This window comes from Paenibacillus sp. BK033, from assembly GCF_004345425.1.
GTDB lineage: Bacteria > Bacillota > Bacilli > Paenibacillales > Paenibacillaceae > Pristimantibacillus.
In genome coordinates this window covers 65,649-84,724 of sequence record NZ_SLVP01000004.1, presented here as the reverse complement: position 1 = coordinate 84,724, position 19,076 = coordinate 65,649, and the positions used below count along the sequence as shown (strand labels likewise).

16 protein-coding genes are annotated in these 19,076 nt (G+C 49.2%); 3 read left to right on the top strand and 13 right to left on the bottom strand.

Annotated elements, in window-relative coordinates:
* Positions 1-202 precede the first annotated feature (202 nt).
* From EV294_RS15200 to EV294_RS15190, 3 genes are all read right to left on the bottom strand, one after another.
* Positions 203-664: a phage tail protein gene (locus EV294_RS15200; RefSeq protein WP_132308179.1), complete on the bottom strand. Its 462-nt coding sequence runs from the start codon at positions 662-664 to the stop codon at positions 203-205.
* A 128-nt stretch (positions 665-792) separates the two neighbouring features.
* Positions 793-2,340, bottom strand: coding sequence for an ATP-binding protein (locus tag EV294_RS15195; protein ID WP_132308177.1), 1,548 nt, complete (start codon positions 2,338-2,340; stop codon positions 793-795).
* Between the two features lie 301 nt (positions 2,341-2,641).
* Positions 2,642-4,075, bottom strand: a complete 1,434-nt coding sequence (locus EV294_RS15190; RefSeq protein ID WP_132308175.1) for an MDR family MFS transporter — start codon at positions 4,073-4,075, stop codon at positions 2,642-2,644.
* 148 nt (positions 4,076-4,223) lie between these two features.
* On the opposite strand from EV294_RS15190, the gene EV294_RS15185 reads away from it, so the two are divergent.
* The gene (locus EV294_RS15185) at positions 4,224-4,865 is read left to right on the top strand and encodes a TetR/AcrR family transcriptional regulator (protein ID WP_132308173.1); all 642 of its coding nucleotides are present in this window, start codon (positions 4,224-4,226) and stop codon (positions 4,863-4,865) included.
* A gap of 16 nt (positions 4,866-4,881) precedes the next feature.
* Here EV294_RS15185 and EV294_RS15180 read toward each other — a convergent pair whose 3' ends face one another.
* Together EV294_RS15180 and EV294_RS15175 are read right to left on the bottom strand one after the other, a co-directional pair.
* Positions 4,882-5,472 (bottom strand): uracil-DNA glycosylase, encoded by a 591-nt coding sequence (locus EV294_RS15180; RefSeq protein ID WP_132308171.1) that lies wholly within the window; start codon positions 5,470-5,472, stop codon positions 4,882-4,884.
* A 22-nt stretch (positions 5,473-5,494) separates the two neighbouring features.
* Positions 5,495-6,436, bottom strand: a complete 942-nt coding sequence (locus EV294_RS15175; RefSeq protein ID WP_132308169.1) for an ATP-dependent DNA ligase — start codon at positions 6,434-6,436, stop codon at positions 5,495-5,497.
* An 83-nt stretch (positions 6,437-6,519) separates the two neighbouring features.
* Here EV294_RS15175 and ligD point away from each other — a divergent pair, with 83 nt between their 5' ends.
* Both ligD and EV294_RS15165 read left to right on the top strand, forming a co-directional pair.
* Complete coding sequence (gene ligD, locus EV294_RS15170) at positions 6,520-7,419, top strand: non-homologous end-joining DNA ligase (protein ID WP_132308167.1); 900 nt, start codon at positions 6,520-6,522, stop codon at positions 7,417-7,419.
* Between the two features lie 90 nt (positions 7,420-7,509).
* On the top strand, positions 7,510-9,516 hold the full coding sequence (locus EV294_RS15165; protein WP_132308165.1) for a catalase: 2,007 nt from the start codon (positions 7,510-7,512) through the stop codon (positions 9,514-9,516).
* Between the two features lie 254 nt (positions 9,517-9,770).
* On the opposite strand, the gene EV294_RS15160 is transcribed toward EV294_RS15165, so the two are convergent.
* The 8 genes from EV294_RS15160 to EV294_RS15125 all read right to left on the bottom strand — a co-directional run bounded on the left by EV294_RS15160 (position 9,771) and on the right by EV294_RS15125 (position 19,076).
* Positions 9,771-11,165 (bottom strand): MATE family efflux transporter, encoded by a 1,395-nt coding sequence (locus tag EV294_RS15160; RefSeq protein ID WP_132308163.1) that lies wholly within the window; start codon positions 11,163-11,165, stop codon positions 9,771-9,773.
* 139 nt (positions 11,166-11,304) lie between these two features.
* A complete protein-coding gene (locus tag EV294_RS15155; protein WP_243711677.1) occupies positions 11,305-11,901 on the bottom strand; it encodes a TetR/AcrR family transcriptional regulator in 597 nt (198 codons plus the stop codon).
* Between the two features lie 41 nt (positions 11,902-11,942).
* Entirely contained in the window at positions 11,943-12,848 is a 906-nt protein-coding gene (locus EV294_RS15150) for an SDR family NAD(P)-dependent oxidoreductase (RefSeq protein WP_132308161.1), read from the bottom strand.
* Between the two features lie 188 nt (positions 12,849-13,036).
* Positions 13,037-14,512 (bottom strand): MFS transporter, encoded by a 1,476-nt coding sequence (locus EV294_RS15145; protein ID WP_132308159.1) that lies wholly within the window; start codon positions 14,510-14,512, stop codon positions 13,037-13,039.
* Positions 14,513-14,864: 352 nt separating this feature from the next.
* The gene (locus tag EV294_RS15140; protein WP_165930690.1) at positions 14,865-15,671 is read right to left on the bottom strand and encodes an endonuclease/exonuclease/phosphatase family protein; all 807 of its coding nucleotides are present in this window, start codon (positions 15,669-15,671) and stop codon (positions 14,865-14,867) included.
* Between the two features lie 150 nt (positions 15,672-15,821).
* Complete coding sequence (locus EV294_RS15135) at positions 15,822-16,169, bottom strand: hypothetical protein (protein ID WP_132308155.1); 348 nt, start codon at positions 16,167-16,169, stop codon at positions 15,822-15,824.
* A gap of 26 nt (positions 16,170-16,195) precedes the next feature.
* On the bottom strand, positions 16,196-17,392 hold the full coding sequence (locus EV294_RS15130) for a ParM/StbA family protein (protein WP_132308153.1): 1,197 nt from the start codon (positions 17,390-17,392) through the stop codon (positions 16,196-16,198).
* A 139-nt stretch (positions 17,393-17,531) separates the two neighbouring features.
* Positions 17,532-19,076, bottom strand: coding sequence for an ABC transporter substrate-binding protein (locus EV294_RS15125; protein WP_132308151.1), 1,545 nt, complete (start codon positions 19,074-19,076; stop codon positions 17,532-17,534).

Genomic DNA, 19,076 nt, shown 5'->3' with positions numbered 1-19,076 from the left:
TTACTATCATCGTAAATGATGCCTCGCGCCAGAACAACAAAAGGAAAACGAGGTTTTGTCAATCATACTGTTGACAACATTTTATTAGATTATGAACGGCAAACAGGCTACCCCTTATAAAAGGAGCAGCCTGTTGGATTTGAGCGGATGGCCGTTATAAGCCTTCTAACCCGTTCGTGAATCCGTTCTTCCAGTTATTCTCTTAGTATTCGCCTTTAATGACGAAAAACGAGCCGCGAATCGTGCCGGCCAGCTTGGATTTCTGTCTGGCGAATTTGAATTTCCCTTCCAGCTCCTGCGGAATCTCCATGCCTTCGGAAAGCTTGAACCCAACGGCCCGCTTCTTCGCATCGTCTACCGTGTACATCACGTTAAGTGCTAGTCCGTCTTCATAAAAGACGTAGGTAAATTTGATGTTCTCTACTTGGAACTGCGAAGTCTCCAACGGTTTTGCCGAGAATTCGATATTGCGTTCCTGCAAGATCCGGTTCACGTAATCCAGTGCTTCCTGACTTTCGCTGGCGGGTACAACCGTAAACTCATGCTTGTACTTGGTCATGAAATAGCGGGCTTCGTTGGCGCGAAGACCGGCCAGCGCTTCGGCCACAGGCGAGGATTCCAGGCCAACGGTAGACACATTTTTAAAATCAACGGTGTAGGACATTCCCATTCCTCTTCTCTCACGAAATTTTCCTATTTACAGGATTCCTAATCTATCAGATATTATACCAAAAAATGTTTGGCAGACAGCCTCTAATCAGGAACTTGTTCATGACAATTCCGCAGATTCGCTTACCTGATAGTCAGGTAATCCTCCAGTGCTTGTTGAAGCGTTCCTTTGGTTATGGCTTTATGTTCAAAGGATATGCCTGACCGGATCATACTCTTCACGATCTCCGGCCTAAGTCCGGTCACAATCGGCTGGCAGCCCATCATTTGAATCCCGTCGAAGACATGGATAAGCTGTCTGATGACGCTCTCCTCCATCCCCATGACGCCTGACATATCTATAATTAACGTTTCAATCCGGTTGTTGCCGATTTGCGATATAACCTTATCCTCAATGATGTTGGCCCGGATCTCGTCAATCGTCCCGATCAGAGTCAGAATGGAGGTTGCTTTCGTTAGCGGAATAATCGGAACGGACAAATCTTCTACCATTGCCCGCTGCGCCTGGATGAGATCATCCTTGAATAAAGAGTAGCTTATAAAAAACTGATTGAGGAATTGATCCATCAGTTGGTTAATGCTCTTCTCCATGCTGTAATAATGTTCTTTGCTATCGTTATGATTGTTCAGACGGTCGTAATTGTACAGGAAGTCCCACATGACACGCCGTACTGCCTGAACCCACTCCAGCTTGAATGCGAGGGTTAAAGAATGCTTTGCCCAAGTGACTCCCTCCTGCTTGGCAAAGGCAATCGTCTCGTGCTCCTTCCCGTCGATGATGAAGAGGACCAGCTTGTGCGCGTTATCCAGCAGATTGATATTGCCGATGGTGAGGATCTCCTCAATTTTATCCCGCACGTTAACTGCTTCGAGCAACAGCCTTTGTTCGAAATTATCCCGGTTAATGATAAAGAAGTCTTTCATATTCATTGTGGCTTCCAATTCCACATAAACTACCTCTTTCCATTTTATATGGTTTGTTCCTTTCGGAAATGTGATGGTAAACTTGGTGCCTTCATTTTCCGAGCTTTGCACTTCGATTGCTCCATTATGCTGATAAATGACGGAGAAAACGAGAGTTAATCCCATGCCCGTTCCGTTTTCCTTCGTCGTATAGAATGGCGTTCCGAGCAATCCAAGCTTTTCTTTGGGAATACCGACCCCGCTGTCTTGAATACAGACGATCACTTCATTCTCCGTCGCCATGTGTTCAATCGAAATAGATCCGTTACCCGGAATCGCCTCAAAGGCGTTTTTAAGCAAATTGAAAAAAACCTTTTTAAGCTGATTCTTTTTGCCCTTGATGTAAGAGCCCGGATCTCGTAAATTCGTATGAACCGAAACCCGGTACATTTGATCCTGAAACAGCTGGGTTAACGAATCCAGTTCTACCGACAGATCGATCCCAACGTACGGCTCTTCCTCCAAATCGGGCTTGGATACATGCAAAAGATTTTGCAGGATATTAATCGCGTTACCCAGCTCCGACTCGGCAATCTCTATGTACTTGCGTTCGTTCTTTTCTTTGAGAAGCTGTAAAAAGCCCTTAACGGCAGTCAGGGGATTTTTAACCTCATGAGCGATTCCCGCGGCTATTTGCCCCACGGAAGCCAGCTGACTCAGATGGATGTCATTTCTTTTGATTCCTGCGGCGCCTTCCTTTTCCTGCATCCGTACTTATCCCCGATCTGCTGCAATTGTTCTGCGTTGCAGCTTATTATAATACTGGCCGTTTATATTGTATGTACACGAATAGGCATACTTCTAGTATACCTACTGCGCAAGTAATTTTACTATACTGAATATACTGAACATTTCGCCGATAAATGTAATATATTTGATACTTTTGTCGAGCAGCCGTCCATTATTTCGACGCCTTAATTTTAGTTTTAGGCTGGTGCTCCTGGCCGATTCGGACAAATGAACAAAAATAAAAAGGCCATCCTGCCAGATGGCCTTTTAGCGGATAAGTTTAATCCGCTTTTTGTTTCTTGCGGTTGGATAATAATAAAGCAGGAAGAAAGGACACGGCCGCAAACCCGGCCGACCACCAGAAAGCAACCTGATAAGCATCGGCAAGCGAAGCGAGGCTCCCGCCGGTTCCGCTTTTCAGCTGATGTCCGATAACCGTTGCCAAGACAGCCGAACCGAATGCTCCCCCAATCGTCTGGAAAATCCGCGTCGAGATGCTTGCATGCGGAATTTGCTCCTTCTGCAGTCCTTCATAAGCCGATACCATAATCGGAATAAAGATCCCGTTCATCGCCGCCCCGCGTACAAGCTGCGCCGCGCCAAGCACGATATGGCTCGTATCCGTTCCGGCCAAAGCGAACGGAATGCTGGACAGCAGCGTGACCGCCAAGCTGACAAGCACAATGTTTCTTGAACCCACGCGGTCTGCCAGTTTTCCGATCCAGCTCCTCGTAAGCAGCATCCCAACCCCTTGAGGAATCAAGAGAAGCCCCGTCGTCAGAACGCTTTCGCCGCGAACCTGCTCGTAATAGAGCGGGAGCAGCAGCATAGCGCCGTTCATGACCATACCCGAGAAGAACAAAATGATGTTGGATGCCAGGAAGTGCCGGGAACGGAAAAGATGCAAATCAAGCAATGGGGCTTGCTTCGTTCGCAACGCATATACGATATAAGCGGCCATCAACACAATACCCGCCGCAAGCGGAATGATGGCCTCCGCCGAAGAAAGCCCGTCGGAGCTGATCTCTGAAATCCCGTAGATTAGGGCCGCGAATGCCGGAGACAATAGCACAAGTCCAAGAATGTCGAATTTCGGTTTCTTTGCGGCAGCCTCGCCTTTGGGAATGTGCCGCCAGGACAGCCATAACGCGACCAGCATAACCGGGATGTTAACGTAGAAGATCCAACGCCAGCTCATGTTGTCCATAATGAGTCCGCCAATTACCGGTCCAAGAATCGGACCGATTAGCGTTGGGATGCTAATAAGCGCGATTAGCCTTCCGAGCCCGCTTCCGCCAGCCGATTGAACCAGCACGTTCGTGATCGTAGGGACGAGCAGCCCCGCGCCAGCTCCTTGCAATAGCCGAAAGCCAATCAAGCTTTCGGTGTTCCATGCCAGCGAGCATAGGAGCGAAGAGACTAGAAACAGCCCCAGGGAGAACAGATATAAGTTCTTCCCGCCGAATCGCTGTATAGCCCATCCCGATACCGGAACCGCAAGTCCCATCGTGAGTACGTATCCCGTTATTACCCATTGCGTGGTCGATACCGTGCTGTGCAAATCAACCGCAAGCGTATCGATTGCCACGTTAATCATGGTTGAGTCCAGCAAGGGAACAAGAGCTCCGAGAACAAGAATAAGCGCGATTTTTAAAATGCCGGGATCCATCTTTTCCTTTGGTGCTTTGACTGCCTCCGCTTGGCTTTTGACCATCGTTATTCACCTCTCTGCCATTTAGGGTACGGTACGTACCGTACCTTATTGGAATACAATATTATAATTCTAGCGAAAATGCAATATACTATTTACAAAGAGTCTAGAAGGACGTTGTCCTAACACAACGCGGGAGTTGGAACAAGATATGACGGATTCGCGGCAAGATCGAAAAACGAACGACGAGGAACAACAAGCGGGAGGATCGCGGAGACGCGGGGACGTTCTGGAGAACGCCATATTGACCGCTGCATGGGAGGAGCTGCGGGAAACCGGTTACTCCAAGATGACGATGGAGGCCGTTGCAACCCGGGCCAAGACCAATAAGACCGCCGTCTACCGCAGGTGGCCGAATAAGGCGAAGCTGGTCATCGCCGCAATGATCAAGAATATCCCCAAGCCCTCCCTCGACACTCCCGATACGGGCAGCTTGCGGGATGACGTCCTTTCCTTAATGGATCGGATTATTAAGCCCATGCAGCTGATTGGGGCCGAGACCATTCATGGCCTGATGGTGGATTTGCACGGGGACGAGCTTCACGCCAAGATGACGTTGTCGCCAAGAGCGGAGGATCCGCTGTCCATCGCCATGACGAATATTTTGAAGAACGCCGAAAAGCGGGGCGAGGTCGTTCTCGAAGGGCTGGCGGAGCGCGTGATCACCCTTCCGGTTGACCTTGTGCGGTACGAGCTGCTCACCACGCATACGCCGCTGACCGACGAGGCTGTTCTTGAGATCGTGGACACGATTTATTTGCCTCTCGTATGGAAGACAACCAAACAAGGCTGAACCGATCCGCTTCGGCTCAGCCTTGTTTGGTCTGACTAATTTCCGTCCACTTCTTCTTCAAGAATCTCAAATCCTCTATAAAGAACTTGAATAAGTTAGGCCGTCTTCGCACGGCCAGCGGATGGTAAGTAAAGCTGATCGGCGTACCCTGAAACTCATGCCAGCTGCCTCGCATTTCCTTGACGCTGGCAATCTCCTTGTCCGGAAATAAGGCTTCCGCAACGACATTACCGAATCCAAACAGAACAGTCGGCTGCTTCTGGAGTAGCTGCTGCCGTAAATGAGAAAGGCAGGCCGTTCTCGCTTCAGGCTTATTGTAGGCGCGCCTCGGCCGGCATTTGAGCAAGAAGGTTACATATACATCGTCTTTGTCTATCCCTGCCTCCCTTAGCCCAAGCTGTAACGCTTCCCTTGTGCCGCATAGAAACGAATTGCCTTCCCTGTCCTCCCGGGCTCCCGGATTATCCAATATCATCATAAGGGGAGCATCCGGATTTCCCTCCCCCCAAATGACGCGAGTCCGTTGCTTGGACAACTCGCATAGCGCGCAATGCTCTAAGCCTTCAGGTGCTTGCTCTTCAGGCAAGATGACAAAGGAATGATCCATTTCTCGTTCATCGGCTCCTTTTTTAACTTCTATCAAGCAAGCATTCATCCGGCGGAAATTCAACAAATCCCTCGATACTCGGCTGCCTGAGCGATCCGCCTTCCGTCCATTCCGCATATTTGATCTTTACGGTCTTCTCCGGCCGTACCCATATGGCATCCTTATGACGCGGCGGGAGATGATCGAAAGGGTGATCGCCGGTAACGCTTCCGCTCAATTCTTCAGTCAGCTCTCTCCAATCCTTAACCGTCATTTTCCCTGTGCCGGTATGCCCCACATAATGCAGCCTTCCAACGGAATCGTATAATCCGAGCAAAATCGAATTAATCGTATTATGGCCTAGAGTAAATCCGCCAATGACGGCGATGAGATCCTGAAAATTTTTCACCTTTAGCCAGTCATCCTTTTTCTTCCCGATAGCATAGGAGGAATTTATTCTTTTAAGCACAATCCCCTCCATTTCTTGCCGTTTTACTGCGTCAAATAAGCTTTCGGTATGGGGAACCGACGGAACCAGCTGTATATGCTTGTTGGGTGTAATGACTCGAGATAATAACTCAACTCTTTCATGAAACGGCTTATCATGAATCCACACCCCATTGAAGTAGATAATGTCGAATATCATATAAAAAATCGGCACTGTCTCGATGGCCCTTCTTATCCGATCCCCGTTCCTTACACCGTCCCGCCTCATCACCCGTTGAAAGGATGGCTTGCCATGATCGCCTAAGGAGATCACCTCACCGTCTAAAATGACGGATGGACTGCTGCAATATTCGCGCAGGTTTGTAATCTCCGGATAATGCATGGTCCTCTCATTCTGCTTGCGGTTATAAAGCTTTACTTCGCCGCGATCGGCATAGGTTAAAATCCGGACACCATCCCATTTTACCTGTGCGATCCATTCTTCTCCTGTTGGAATGGCGGCGCTCTTCATGGGCTCCATCGGTAAAATAGGCTCCACACTGATCACTCCGTTTTTTGGATAATACATAGTTTGAGCAAAAAGGATTGAAAATATAGAAAAACACTGGGGGCTTTTGGCGCGTGGAGGAAGTCGTCGTTGATGGCAAAAGAATTGAAATTACCCATCCTGACCGCATCATTTGGAAGGCGCAGGGGATTTCAAAGCTCGACTATATTCACTATTTGGTCAGTGTGTCGCCTTACATGATTCAGCATGCAAAAAATAGACTGCTAATGGTGTGGCTCTATCCGCATGGAATAACCGGAAAGAAAATTGAAAAAAGGTCCGTCCCCGCGTCCGCACCGGAATGGGTAAGCCAAGTTTTCTATAAAAGTAAGGAGCGAATCCTATTAAACGATACGTCTACCTTGGTGTGGGCCGCAAATTACGGTGCTGTTGAATTTCACGTTCCATTTGACCGTTACGATAAAACCGATTACCCCATGGAAATGGTTTTTGATCTGGACCCTCCCGATGACAAAAGCTTTCATCGCGTCATCGAGGTAGCATTAATGCTGAAGGAGCTTCTTCAATCCCTTGGATTGTCTTCCGTACCGAGAACCTCGGGCTCTTCAGGGCTTCAGGTTTTTGTACCTATTGAGCCGGTTTATACGTTTGAACAAACTAGAAAAATAACGGCCTTTATTGCAAATTATTTTAGAGAGCAAATGCCGGAGCGGATTACGCTTGAAAGAGTCGTTTCAAAAAGAGGAGACAAGCTTTATTTCGATTACTTGCAGCTGTGGAGAGGAAGAACCATGCCTGTCGTATACTCCCCGCGAGCCAAGCCGAATGCAACCGTTGCCGCCCCGTTAACATGGTCGGAACTAGCGGAAGGGGTTCAGCCTACGGACTTTACGATGTTGAATATAGCGGGAAGAATAAGCGAAAAAGGCGATTTGTTTCAGCCGTTGACAACGGAAAAACAGAATCAATCCCTTCATGAAATTCTAGCGTTTATGGAAAGAAACAAAGGCTGAGGGCTATTTTCTTCGTCTGCCAAGATTAAATCCTAGCAAATAGGGTATTTGAACGTAGGGTTCTTATACACGGCTAGGAGGAATTATCATATGGACAATAAGAAAACGGAGCAATTAAAGAAATATACCGTTAACAGTGAGGGTAGGCATGATTTGACCACCAACCAGGGGCTCAAAATGGCCGAGGACGAGTTCTCCCTAAAGGCAGGGCAACACGGCCCTACTCTGATGGAGGACTTCCACTTTCGCGAGAAGATGACTCACTTCGATCACGAGCGCATCCCCGAGCGAGTCGTTCATGCGCGCGGCGTTGGCGCTCACGGATTTTTTCAGCTTTATGAGTCCTTGGAGGAGTTCACCAAGGCCGATTTTCTTACGGATCCCTCCAAAATCACGCCTGTATTCGTGCGTTTCTCAACGGTGCAAGGATCAAGGGGATCAAACGATACCGTTCGGGACGTGCGCGGCTTCGCCACCAAGTTTTACACGGATGAGGGCAACTATGACCTGGTAGGCAACAACATGCCCGTTTTCTTTATTCAGGATGCCATCAAGTTCCCTGATTTCGTCCACGCCGTGAAGCCCGAACCGCATAACGAAATCCCGCAAGGGGCCAGCGCCCATGATACGTTCTGGGATTTTATCGGGCAAAATCCGGAGACGGCCCACATGGTAATGTGGGTCATGAGCGATCGGGCCATTCCGCGCAGCCTTCGCATGATGGAAGGCTTTGGCGTGCATACCTTCCGGCTCGTGAACGCCGCAGGGCGATCTCATTTCGTCAAATTTCATTGGAAGCCTGTCTTGGGGATGCATGCCTTGGTTTGGGATGAAGCTCAGCAAATCGCGGGCAAAAATCCGGATTTTCACAGAGAGGATTTATACGAAGCGATCGAAAAAGGCCAATATCCGGAGTGGGAGCTTGGCTTGCAGCTTATTCCGGAAGAGGATGAGCATAAATTCGATTTTGATCTGCTGGACCCCACCAAATTGTGGCCCGAAGAGGAAGTTCCCGTGAAACGGGTCGGCAAAATGACATTAAACCGGAATGTCAGCAATTTCTTCGCGGAGACGGAGCAGGTCGCCTTCCACCCCGGTCATGTCGTGCCCGGTATCGATTTCTCGAACGATCCCCTTTTGCAAGGGCGGTTATTCTCCTATACCGACACGCAGCTATCTCGGCTAGGCGGCCCCAATTTCCACCAAATTCCGATCAACCGGCCTGTTTGCCCCTTCCATAACAATCAACGCGACGGCATGCATCAGATGAACATTCATCAGGGACAAACCAGCTACCATCGGAACGGCTTGAACGCCAATCAGCCCGCACCGGTCCCCGAAGAGCACGGGGGTTATGCGCATTATCAAGAGCGGATTGACGGACGCAAAATCAGAGGACGCAGCGAAAGCTTCCTGGACTTCTATTCGCAAGCGAAACTTTTCTACAATAGTCTGGCTCCTTACGAACGAGAGCATGTAAAGAAGGCTTTCTGCTTTGAGCTGGGCAAGTGCAAATCCGATCCCGTAAAAGCAAACGCGGTTGCCCTGATGAATCATATCGATCGCAGCCTGGCGCAAGAAGTGGCAGACCAAATCGGTGCCCCTCTTCCCGAGGACAACATGGAAGTGAAATCCGACAAAAAATCTCCCGCTCTCAGCATGGCCGACACGGTCCTTCTCCCGGATACGAAAAAAGTCGCAATCGTCCGGGTTGGCGATCCTGATGTGGAACGGTTTGCCGAATGGACGACGGCTCTGACGGAACAAAACGTTAATTATACGATTGTCGGCCGTAAGCTCCATGATTTGCCTAACCCGCTGAAAGTAACGGCTACCTTTGAGACGACCGACCCTACTCTCTACGATGCCGTATTATTGGTTAGCAGCGGGCCTTCGATTCCGGCACCCGCCTTGGCCTTCATCGAAACGGCGTATAAGCACTATAAACCGTTGGCGCTCGCTGTCAGCGATGATCAAGCGTTAGCGTCGGCAAGGGTGAAATTGGACGAGGCCGGAGTGTACGATTTAACTCATTCCACGATTGAAGCGTTCATTAACGGAATCGCGCAGGGCCGTTTCTGGAAACGACAGCTCTAAGTCCAATTTAATAAGAAAATCGGTTTGTTGGAATACTCTTTATGGATCATACAGGAGGTGAATGTACAGTGAGCACAAAGGCAAAGCCCGATAACAACACCCCAAAGAGCAGCCCTTCACGGTCTAACGACCCGAACGATCAAGGAAAACCTAAGATGCAAAACAATTCAAAGTAATGCGGATTGCATTACAAAACCGAAACCCGGTCTAAATGACCGGGTTTCGTGCGGTGTGACAATATGCAATATTTCAGCTTATGCCTGTGCTCCCGCGCCGTTATCCGGAGCGACGGAAACCGGTTTTACTAATGCTTTCTTCTCCCATACCCTGCTTCTCCAGCGAAGCAGCATCATAACTCCGCGCAGCCATTCGTCCACCGTGAAAGCAATCCATATGCCAAGCAAGCCGATCCCGAAATGAACGCCCAGCAAATAAGCAAGCGGTACCGAGACTCCCCACATGGAAATGACGCCCGCTAAAACGGGGAATCGCGCATCCCCGGCGGCGCGCAGCGAATTGATAATGACCATATTAAAGGTTCGGCCGGGCTCAAGTATAATGGAAAGCAAAAATATACCCGCTCCGGCCGCAATAATGTCAGGGTCCTTCGTAAACATTCCAATCAACTCATGCCGGAATATCGCAGCCACGCCAACGACAGCAAAGGTCAACAAGAAGCTGACTCTTACGCTTTTCATCAGTCTGCGGTAGGCTTCCTTCATTTCTCCCGCGCCGACCATTTGTCCGACGATAATCTCCGTCCCCATCCCAATCGCCAGCGCCAGCGCCATAAAATAGTTCGATACATTCATGACGTACACATGCGTGTTTAACGCGGTAATGCCAATCATATTGACGAAGCCAATGATCATCAAGTACTGCGATTGGTAAGAGAGATGCTCCCCCGCGGCAGGCAGGCCGATGCTCAGGATTTTTTTGGCGTAAGAACCGTTCCAGCTCACGTAATCCTTCCTTCGAATCGGTGCGGCCGATCTGCGGTACAAAAGGATAAAAAGAACAACGATGCCAAGCAAACGGCTGACGACCGTTGAGATGGCGGCTCCCGTAACTCCCCATTCCGGGAAGCCCAGGCTGCCGAAAATAAGCAAATAATTGCCTCCCATATGGAGGAGGTTGACGCCTAACGTTACAAACATAACGCTCTTTGTGTTTCCGGTCGAACGGATGACCGACGAAACCGCGTAAGAAAGCGCCTCGACCCAAATAAATGCGCCGATAATCTTTAAATAGCGGTTTGCGATTCCGATTTGTTCGGGGTTTAAGTTCAGCAGACGCAGCAGCGCTTCCCCAAAACATACGAGAACGATGCTGACGAGTATCCCGAAGATCAGGTTCATCGAGATCGCCATCGCGGAAATACGGCCCGCTTCTTTCGCACGACCGGCACCAATATACTGAGAAACCGCAACGCTTGTGCCTATGCCAACAAAGCCGAACATCATGATACAGAAATAAATAATTTCATTGGCTAAGCCGACTGCGCCCGTCGCCTTGTCGGAGATGCGGCTTAACATAAACACGTCAACCGTGCCCAGCAGCATCCGGAGTACGGAATCCACGAAAATCGGCCAGGTTACGGCATAAAGACTAAGCTTCTTCCAGGATGGAGTATGGTCTGATAAAGTCACGTTTACAAGCTCCCACTATGTTTATTCTCTGTCGCCTTCCCTAGTGTAGCGCTCGCAAGTTCATACGTCTATGGGGGAAATATTGTTGCTATGCCCCGATATTACGTTATTTTTACTATGGTTCTCCTCATTGTTTCATTTATCTCGTCAAGATGTTCATCAGACGGTCAACTTCTTGCGTCCAATCCATTCCGACGGCCTTTGCATCTTGAAGCATTAGACCGTTCACAACCGATAGAAATAATATCAAACGCTTGTAGGCATCGCCTTCTGCAAATTGTCCTTCTTGCTGCCCTTGGACGAATATTGGGATTATCTGCTCGATGGTGTCCTGGGGAGAATACCGCCCGATGGCTTCTCTCGCCCTGCTTGGAACGCCCTCCGACGTTTGCGCCTGTTGAACAAGCAGGAAATAGAGCTTGTGGTTCTCATCCAACATTCGAAGCGTGAACGCTCTTAATTGCTCAAGAGGGGAACCTGGCAGCTTTTTGATATCCCCTACGGCGTTCCGGGATTCCTCGATCGCCTCTTCCACGAGAAGCGCGAAAATCTCGTCTTTAGACTCGAAATAGCGGTAAGATAAGCCCTGACTGATGCCGGCCTCCTCCGCGATCATGCTCATCTTCGTGCCGGCGAGCCCTTTCTCCGCAAATATTTTAAGAGCCGCCTTTTTGATCTGATCCTTGCGTCCGTCGAACGCTTGCTCGGCTTGCGCTTTTGCTATTCTTGGCATCATTTATCCTTCTTCCTTTTCGCGCGTCGACCCACGGCTTAAGTCTACGATATACGGATTTGCTCCTCGGTCACTTCCCACAGCTTCTTCGCCGCTTCCATGCTGCCGGCTTGCTCCGACGGCGTCGTCATTTGCTTGTCGGCGTAATAACGTCCGCTTTCCAGATTCTTTGCGTCAGTATCTGCCAGCCATACAAGCGTCTCCGCGCCCTTCTCGGGAGTTCGGGAAAAACGCTTCATGACAGCCATCGTCATGCGGGCCAGCCTTCCGTTATCCTGATTGAAATTCGTGTCGACCAGTCCCGGGTCAAAGCAATACGCGTCAACATTGGTGCCTTGCAATCGTTTCGCCAGCTCAGCAGTGAACAATATGTTTGCCAGCTTCGTCTCGCCGTATCGGAAGTTAGGGCCGCCTTTCATTTTCCCCCAAAATCCAAAACAACGCTCTCCGTTTAAATCATCGAATCGGATGCCCTTCCTGGCCATCTTGTGGCCATGGGACGACGTCGTGATGACGCGGGCATGTTCGCTCAACATCAGTTTATCAAGGAGCAGTGTCGTTAACAAGAAAGGTGCAATATGGTTGACCGCCCAGGACATCTCTAGTCCATCTTCCGTCAGCTTATGGTCAACGAACATGGCGCCCGCATTATTGATTAAAATATCGATCCTTGGGCATTTCGCCAATATCTCGTCTGCCGCCCGGCGGATGGATTGCTGGGAGGACATGTTGGCGATGAATACGTCCACCGTTATCCGATTGCCGGAAGCCGCCCGCAGTTTATCCGCAATCTCGTTCGCTTTTGCCGCATTGCGCGCAACGATGCCCAAATTCGCCCCTCTAGCGGCTAACTCTTGTGCAGCCGCTAACCCGATCCCGCTCGTAGCACCTGTAATTACCACATATTTTCCTCTTGCGTTTTGACACTCGGCTTGATTAATTTCACCCATTTAAAGTTCCTCCTCATACGTTGAATGAATCGTTCATTTATTTATAGTGTATGAACGATTCATTCATTTGTCAACGGAACGATCAAAATAAATCAAAAATCTCAGCCGATTCATCACAAAAAAGGGCCATCCCCTGGGGGATGGCCCTTTCAATACTCTCTCGAGTTCAATCATCGGCTTCTTTAGATTTAAGCTTCTATTTCTTTCATTTCAGCGCGTTTTGCGTCAAGTTCTTTATTAATGTTGTCAACGTCCTTATCAGACAGCGGATAGAGCTGCATGACAATCATTGAAACAATAGCAAGAACAGCAGGTATCCAAATAGCCGTCATATTAATCCCAGAAAGGGCGTTAGCCGTCTGGTGCTCAGCATCTCCATTAAATCCATACGCTGCAAGGAACCACAATGGAACGGCACCGCCTAGCGTAAAACCAATCTTGAAGAAGAGCCCCATAATCGCGTTGATGATAGCAGCATTGCGCTTACCAGACTTCAATTCGCCATACGAAACCACTTCGGGAACAAGCGCCCACATGAAACCTGTCGCTGAGGACAAGCCCCACTGCTTGATGAATGTCGAAACATAGGCCAACCAAAGTTGATCTTGCATACCATCGAGACTCCAAATCCAAGTCAGAATTTCGCCGACAACAAACATACCGAGGAAGAGATGGAAAAAGCCCTTTTTGCCGAAGATTTTCTTGAGTTTTGGCCAGAATACGGTAAAAGCGATACCAGGTATCGAGGCAATCAGCCCCACAGCACCCATCCAGTCGGAATGATCAACCGTATATTGATAGAAAAATCCATTAACCGTATTCATGAAAAACATAAATGTAAATGCCAGCATGAAGAAAATGCCCAAGATGATCAATGGTTTATTATTCTTAAATTCAACAAAGAAATCATAGACTTTGACTTGCGCCGATTGTTCGGCGTTGGCAACAACGCGTTCTTTCGTAAACTTGTAGCAGAGGAAAAGCGCAATGGCGCCAATAACCATATAAACGGCATAAACACCAAACCATGCATGATCTGCTGAAGGGTCCGTATACGTCCCCATGTTCAGTTTTAATCCAAACAGACCCGTGTCTTTAAGTGAACGATCTTTAGGCGCCACCATTTGCACAAACATGGGAAACAGAGTATAAACAAGAAGATTGGCAATATTTGCAAGCGTCATGCGAGTCGTTGTGATTTGGTCAACAGATTCAGGGTTACGAGTCAACGAGGCGTTCAGCGAGCCGTACGGAATATTAACGACGGAATATACCAAGTCGAGCAACAAATAAGTAATAAAGATAAAAGGAATAGATCCACGGACGCCGGGAATAGGCGCAAACAGCAGCGCACCCAAGATAACCAGCGGAATACCTGCACGAAGTAACCAAGGACGGTATTTACCTGCTCTTGATGAGCGTTTATCGACATAAGTCCCGACCATCGGATCCCATATTACATTGATGATACGGACAAAGAGGAAGATAAATCCCGCAGTTGCCGTACCGATCGCATTGACAGTCGTCAGAAAGAGGGCCAGAAAGCCTCCGACAGTACCAAAAACAAGATTTTGAGCAAAATCTCCGAAGCCGTAGCCCATACGTTCTATAAGATTGAGCTTGCGATACTCTTCTTGCTGAACAACCTGTGTGTTATCACTCATGATGAATGCTCCTTTACTTTCTCCATTAAACATTAGTCTACGAGACTTAATAAAAGCCCTTACATTTTCGAGAATTCATTTAAAGTTCAGGTAAATAGAATAAAAAAAAACAATTTCTAATATAAAATACCCGTCCTTTGCTTCGTTATACTCGCCCTGCCGATGTTATGCCTCTCCCCTTTGTTTGTTTATTAAATAAACAAAGATATCGCTTATTATCCATAATCGCCTTAAATTTGGCAACCACTAAAAATATACATTTCCGAAATAACAGCAAGTTTAAGGGCCATCCTCTGCGGATGGCCCCAACTTAAATATCATTTCTATGCATCGCGATCTATTCATTAAAAAGTTATAAGCCTGACAGGAGTCTGGTTTTTGCCACAACCGGATAGTGGTCTGACGGATATCCTCCGTTTACTTGGCAGCGCTCAACCTGCACCGACAAGAATTCGAATTCGGCAGTAGCAAAAATATAATCGATCGGTTCTCCGTCATCCCCGCCTTTGAAGTCATGGGCCGTTAGACCGGGCTTTCCTTTGATCCGGGAGTAAGCGTCCGTCAAATCGCTTGTCTTGCCATCCATCTCGATCTCGCCGCGCAAAAAGCGTATCGGGAATTCACCCGGAAACGAGTTGAAATCCCCTGTGAGCAAAGCCGGAAGTCCATTCAAAACGCGCTGCTTGGCTATGTATTTTCCTATTACCTGGATTCCGCGGTCTTTCGCTTCCTGGCTATGGTGGTCTAAATGGGTATTGTAAAGATAGAACGATTGGCCGGATTTTCGATGAAGGAACCGAGCCCACGTACAGATCCGCGGAAACGCGCTCCCCCAACTAACGGAAGCTTCCAAATCTGATGTCTCCGACAGCCAAAACTGTCCGTTGTCCTCAACAATTAGCTCGTCGCGGTTATAAAAAATGGCATTGTGCTCGTTCTCATGTTCGCCGAACCGACCTTGACCGACCCAATCGTATTCCTTTAAACGGGTCTCCAAATCTTCGAGCATCGAGTGGTAGCCTTCTTGAGTGCCGATAAGCATAGGATGATGATTTTTGATAACGGCGGTTGCTCGGTCGATCCGTTCCGGCCAATAATTAGACCCGTCATTGATTTCCGGATAGCGCAGATTAAAGGTCATGATTATGATTTCCAACATACCTGCATCCCTCTTTTCTATCATTTCCATGCCGCGCACACCTTTGTCATCCTGCGTATTACTTGATATTACTTAGTATTACCGAGTGTTACCTGGTCTCACTTCGTATGACCTTGTCGCACAAAGTGAGACCGCATCCACCGCTTCCTACTAGCTCCATGCTTCAATATCCTCATCGTCAATTTCCTCTTGAATAATGGATTGTTCATCTTCGTAGATGGCAACCTTTGCTGCTTCTGCTGGATCCTCGGCTGCTGCCTCTACAGCTGCAGCCATTTGTTGAGAAATTGACGAGCCATGTCCGTAAATGCCAGCCCGCTCCATCGGGATAAACATCTGCAAATTCCGGACGCCATGCTGCATGATTTCGTTCTCCACGAGATAACGAAGAGAATCCATCAGGTTCGACTGCATGTTCAGCCATGCCATGACAAGCGGATCCTCATTCTTCCTCGTCTTCAGGCTAATGTTATCGCCCGCCAGCTTGGTCTTCTTCATCGCCTTCACCTGCTTGCTCCGTTAGATTAAGCGGGCTGGTCCGCTTTATTTTTCAGCGCCTCGTAGATTTTGCCGCGTACAAAAGCATCCAATCCCGTCGCATTGAGCTCCACAGCGAATTCGGCCGGAATATAGAACAGCTTGATTTCGCGCACGTCGCACAGCTCTTTCAAGTAGGCGTATAAAGTGGTCTGCATGAGAATACTGCCGCCTCCGTAAACGCAGATCAAGTCAATCTCGTTACGCGCTTTTGTCAGCTGCTTCTTCACATGCTGGACAATTTGCTTAACCTGGCTCTCCAGTGGTCTCCGAAGTGTTTTAAGCGCCCTGGCATGGTACTTATGCCTGGGGTTCTTAAGCACGTCGCTGAAAAACTGCCTAGGGCTGTCCGGAAGATGGATCAACCGGTTGAACTCCTGCAGCGCTTCTTCAATCGCATAGCCCGCTCCATGATGGCTGCCATGCACGAATTGCCGCAAGAACCGGTTGCCCTCCGTAATGGGATACTCCGTCGATCCGTCGCCAATATCGACATGGAGAATCCTTTTATCTTTGAAGAAACTCCCATTGAATTTCTTCTCCATTCCGTATGAAGCAGCAAATTCGGCAAAAATCTCGCCCTCCCGCCAATTGCCAGAAGCGTCCTTTTGCAAAGTAAAAATAACTGGCGTTGCTTCCGGAACGACTTTCACGAAAGGAAATACGATGTTAACCGATACCCGGAGAATGCCGAGGTGTACCGTCACGTGATGCCTCCCCGAAGTGAACCGCTTCTCGAACTTCGCGGAGGTCTCATCCGTATGCTGCGTAACCGGCAGCGCCGTCGCCATGTCGGCCTCAATGTCGAGCTGGGCCGGGATATGCTTCTCCTCTTCATAGGCTTTTTGTACCGCGACCGCGGCGATTTGCGCCAGTGTGTTCACAACAGGCAAGTCCATCTCGCTCTTAGAGTCGATGCCGATCTGAATATTATCGAGAATTTCACCGCTCTCCAGAGCAAACTTCCCTATGTAGTACATGCCCGGCTGCGCAGACGGTGAGTCGATAGTAACAACCAACTGATCCTGCAGGTTCTTAATGAAGCCCTCCGGCGCTTGCTCCTCCCGCCATGGAAGTTCGTCCACTCTACAATTCACATTGGGCTGCTGAATTAATCTACCGTCAATCATCAAATCATGCTCGCTATTCCCATTATCGTTACCTATAAAGAAGTGATAGTTCATCCTTACATCCTCCTATCAATAGGTTTGCATGCCTTGGTATTACTTTGCCATACCAGGTGTTGGCGAGCATCATGCCATAGTCCTACGATAGATTAGGTTTCTCTCATTGAAAATTGTCGAACGAGAGTATTAAAAACGATTAGCCGCCCGCAGCTCCTACAAGTTTCGAATGAGCGGCTCGCCAGGCGTCAAGCTGCTTTTGCACCTCGGACCGCACCTCGTCAATGCCCGCCTGCCGAAGCTCCTCATTAAACTTCGGCAGCACCGAATCCACGTCCACGCTGCCCGTCATTAGGCTGGGGAAGTATTTCTCCCACACCATCTGGATGTTCTGCATCTGAATGGGCATCCGGGACAAGTCCGGGGTAAAGCCCAGCGTACTCGATACAACCGCCTCTTTGTTGCTGGCGCGGAATTGATTCCATTTGTCCAAGGGATCCGGGTATTCTCCACCCATGGTCTTCAGGATAAACCAATTGCCCTGGGTGTACTGCACGCCTCCATAGCTCGGCATCGCGTCCGGGATCGGATTGCCGTTTTTATCCTTGGACGGAATAGGCACCACCTGGCCGTTATGATCCAGGCTGTAGTGCACGCCCTCGATTCCGAAATTGAACAGATTGCGCACCTCGGGATCCGTGTTCAGCAGATTGAGAAACTTTACGGCCTCGACGGGATGCTTCGTTTCCGCGCTGACGGCCATAATCCCCCCTCGAATGGATTCCGTCGTGATGATCGCAGGGGTTACAGGGTAAGCTGCCAGCTTGTAACCGCGATCCTTGCTCCAGCTATTTTCCGCCAGCGGGCCCCCACCCGCAGCTTTCCAGAACACCAGCGCGCCCCGCTTCAGCCCTTCGGTTTCCCGCATGGCTGCGTCCTCATTGATATAGCCCTCCACATAGTAGCGCCGAAGAAGGTCAAGCACTTTCCGGGCTTCGTCGGTCTCGAAAATATTCACGACCGGGGAATCGGGATCCAGGACATTCCTCATGAGCGGCAGCGTTTTATCCGATACGTATTCATAGCCGTCCAAGGCGAAGAAGTTTTGAGATTCCTTATCGAGCTCCATCGGCAGATAAGCCGGCTCCTTCTCCTTGATCATCCGCAGCAGCGGTTCGAGTGAAGCAAGCGTTGTGTACTTCGAGATGTCGATACGGTACTTCTTCACCAGCGCATCCGGGTACATCCACTGGTCGCGAACGGCTAATTCTTTATTGGTCGGAACGCCGTAGATGCCGCCGTCATCCATCCGTACGCCTCGCCAGAAAATGGGGTCGATTGCGTCATACATTTCCTTCCCCGCTTTCGACAGGTAGTCGTTCAGCCTCAGCCATGCGCCGCGCTGCGCGTAGGTTGCGTACTCCGGCGCAAAAGCGATGTCAAAGGGTGTTCCCGCCGACACGAGGGTGTTCAGACGGTCTTCGTACTCTTGCCAGCCCACTTTGATATACGTAATGGTAACGCCGATTTTCTTGGCCAGGACCTCGTTGATCTTGTCGTTGACCATCTTCAGGTCCTTGTCTGGATCCCCGATCGTGTAATAGATCAAATTCACCGTATTACCCGTCGATGCGGCTTTCTCGTCATTGCCGGATGCAGAGAAACAGCCGGATAAAGGCAGCGTCAGCATCATGACGAGCACGAAGGATGCAGCGAGACGATTCAGATTCCGTTGATCCCTCAT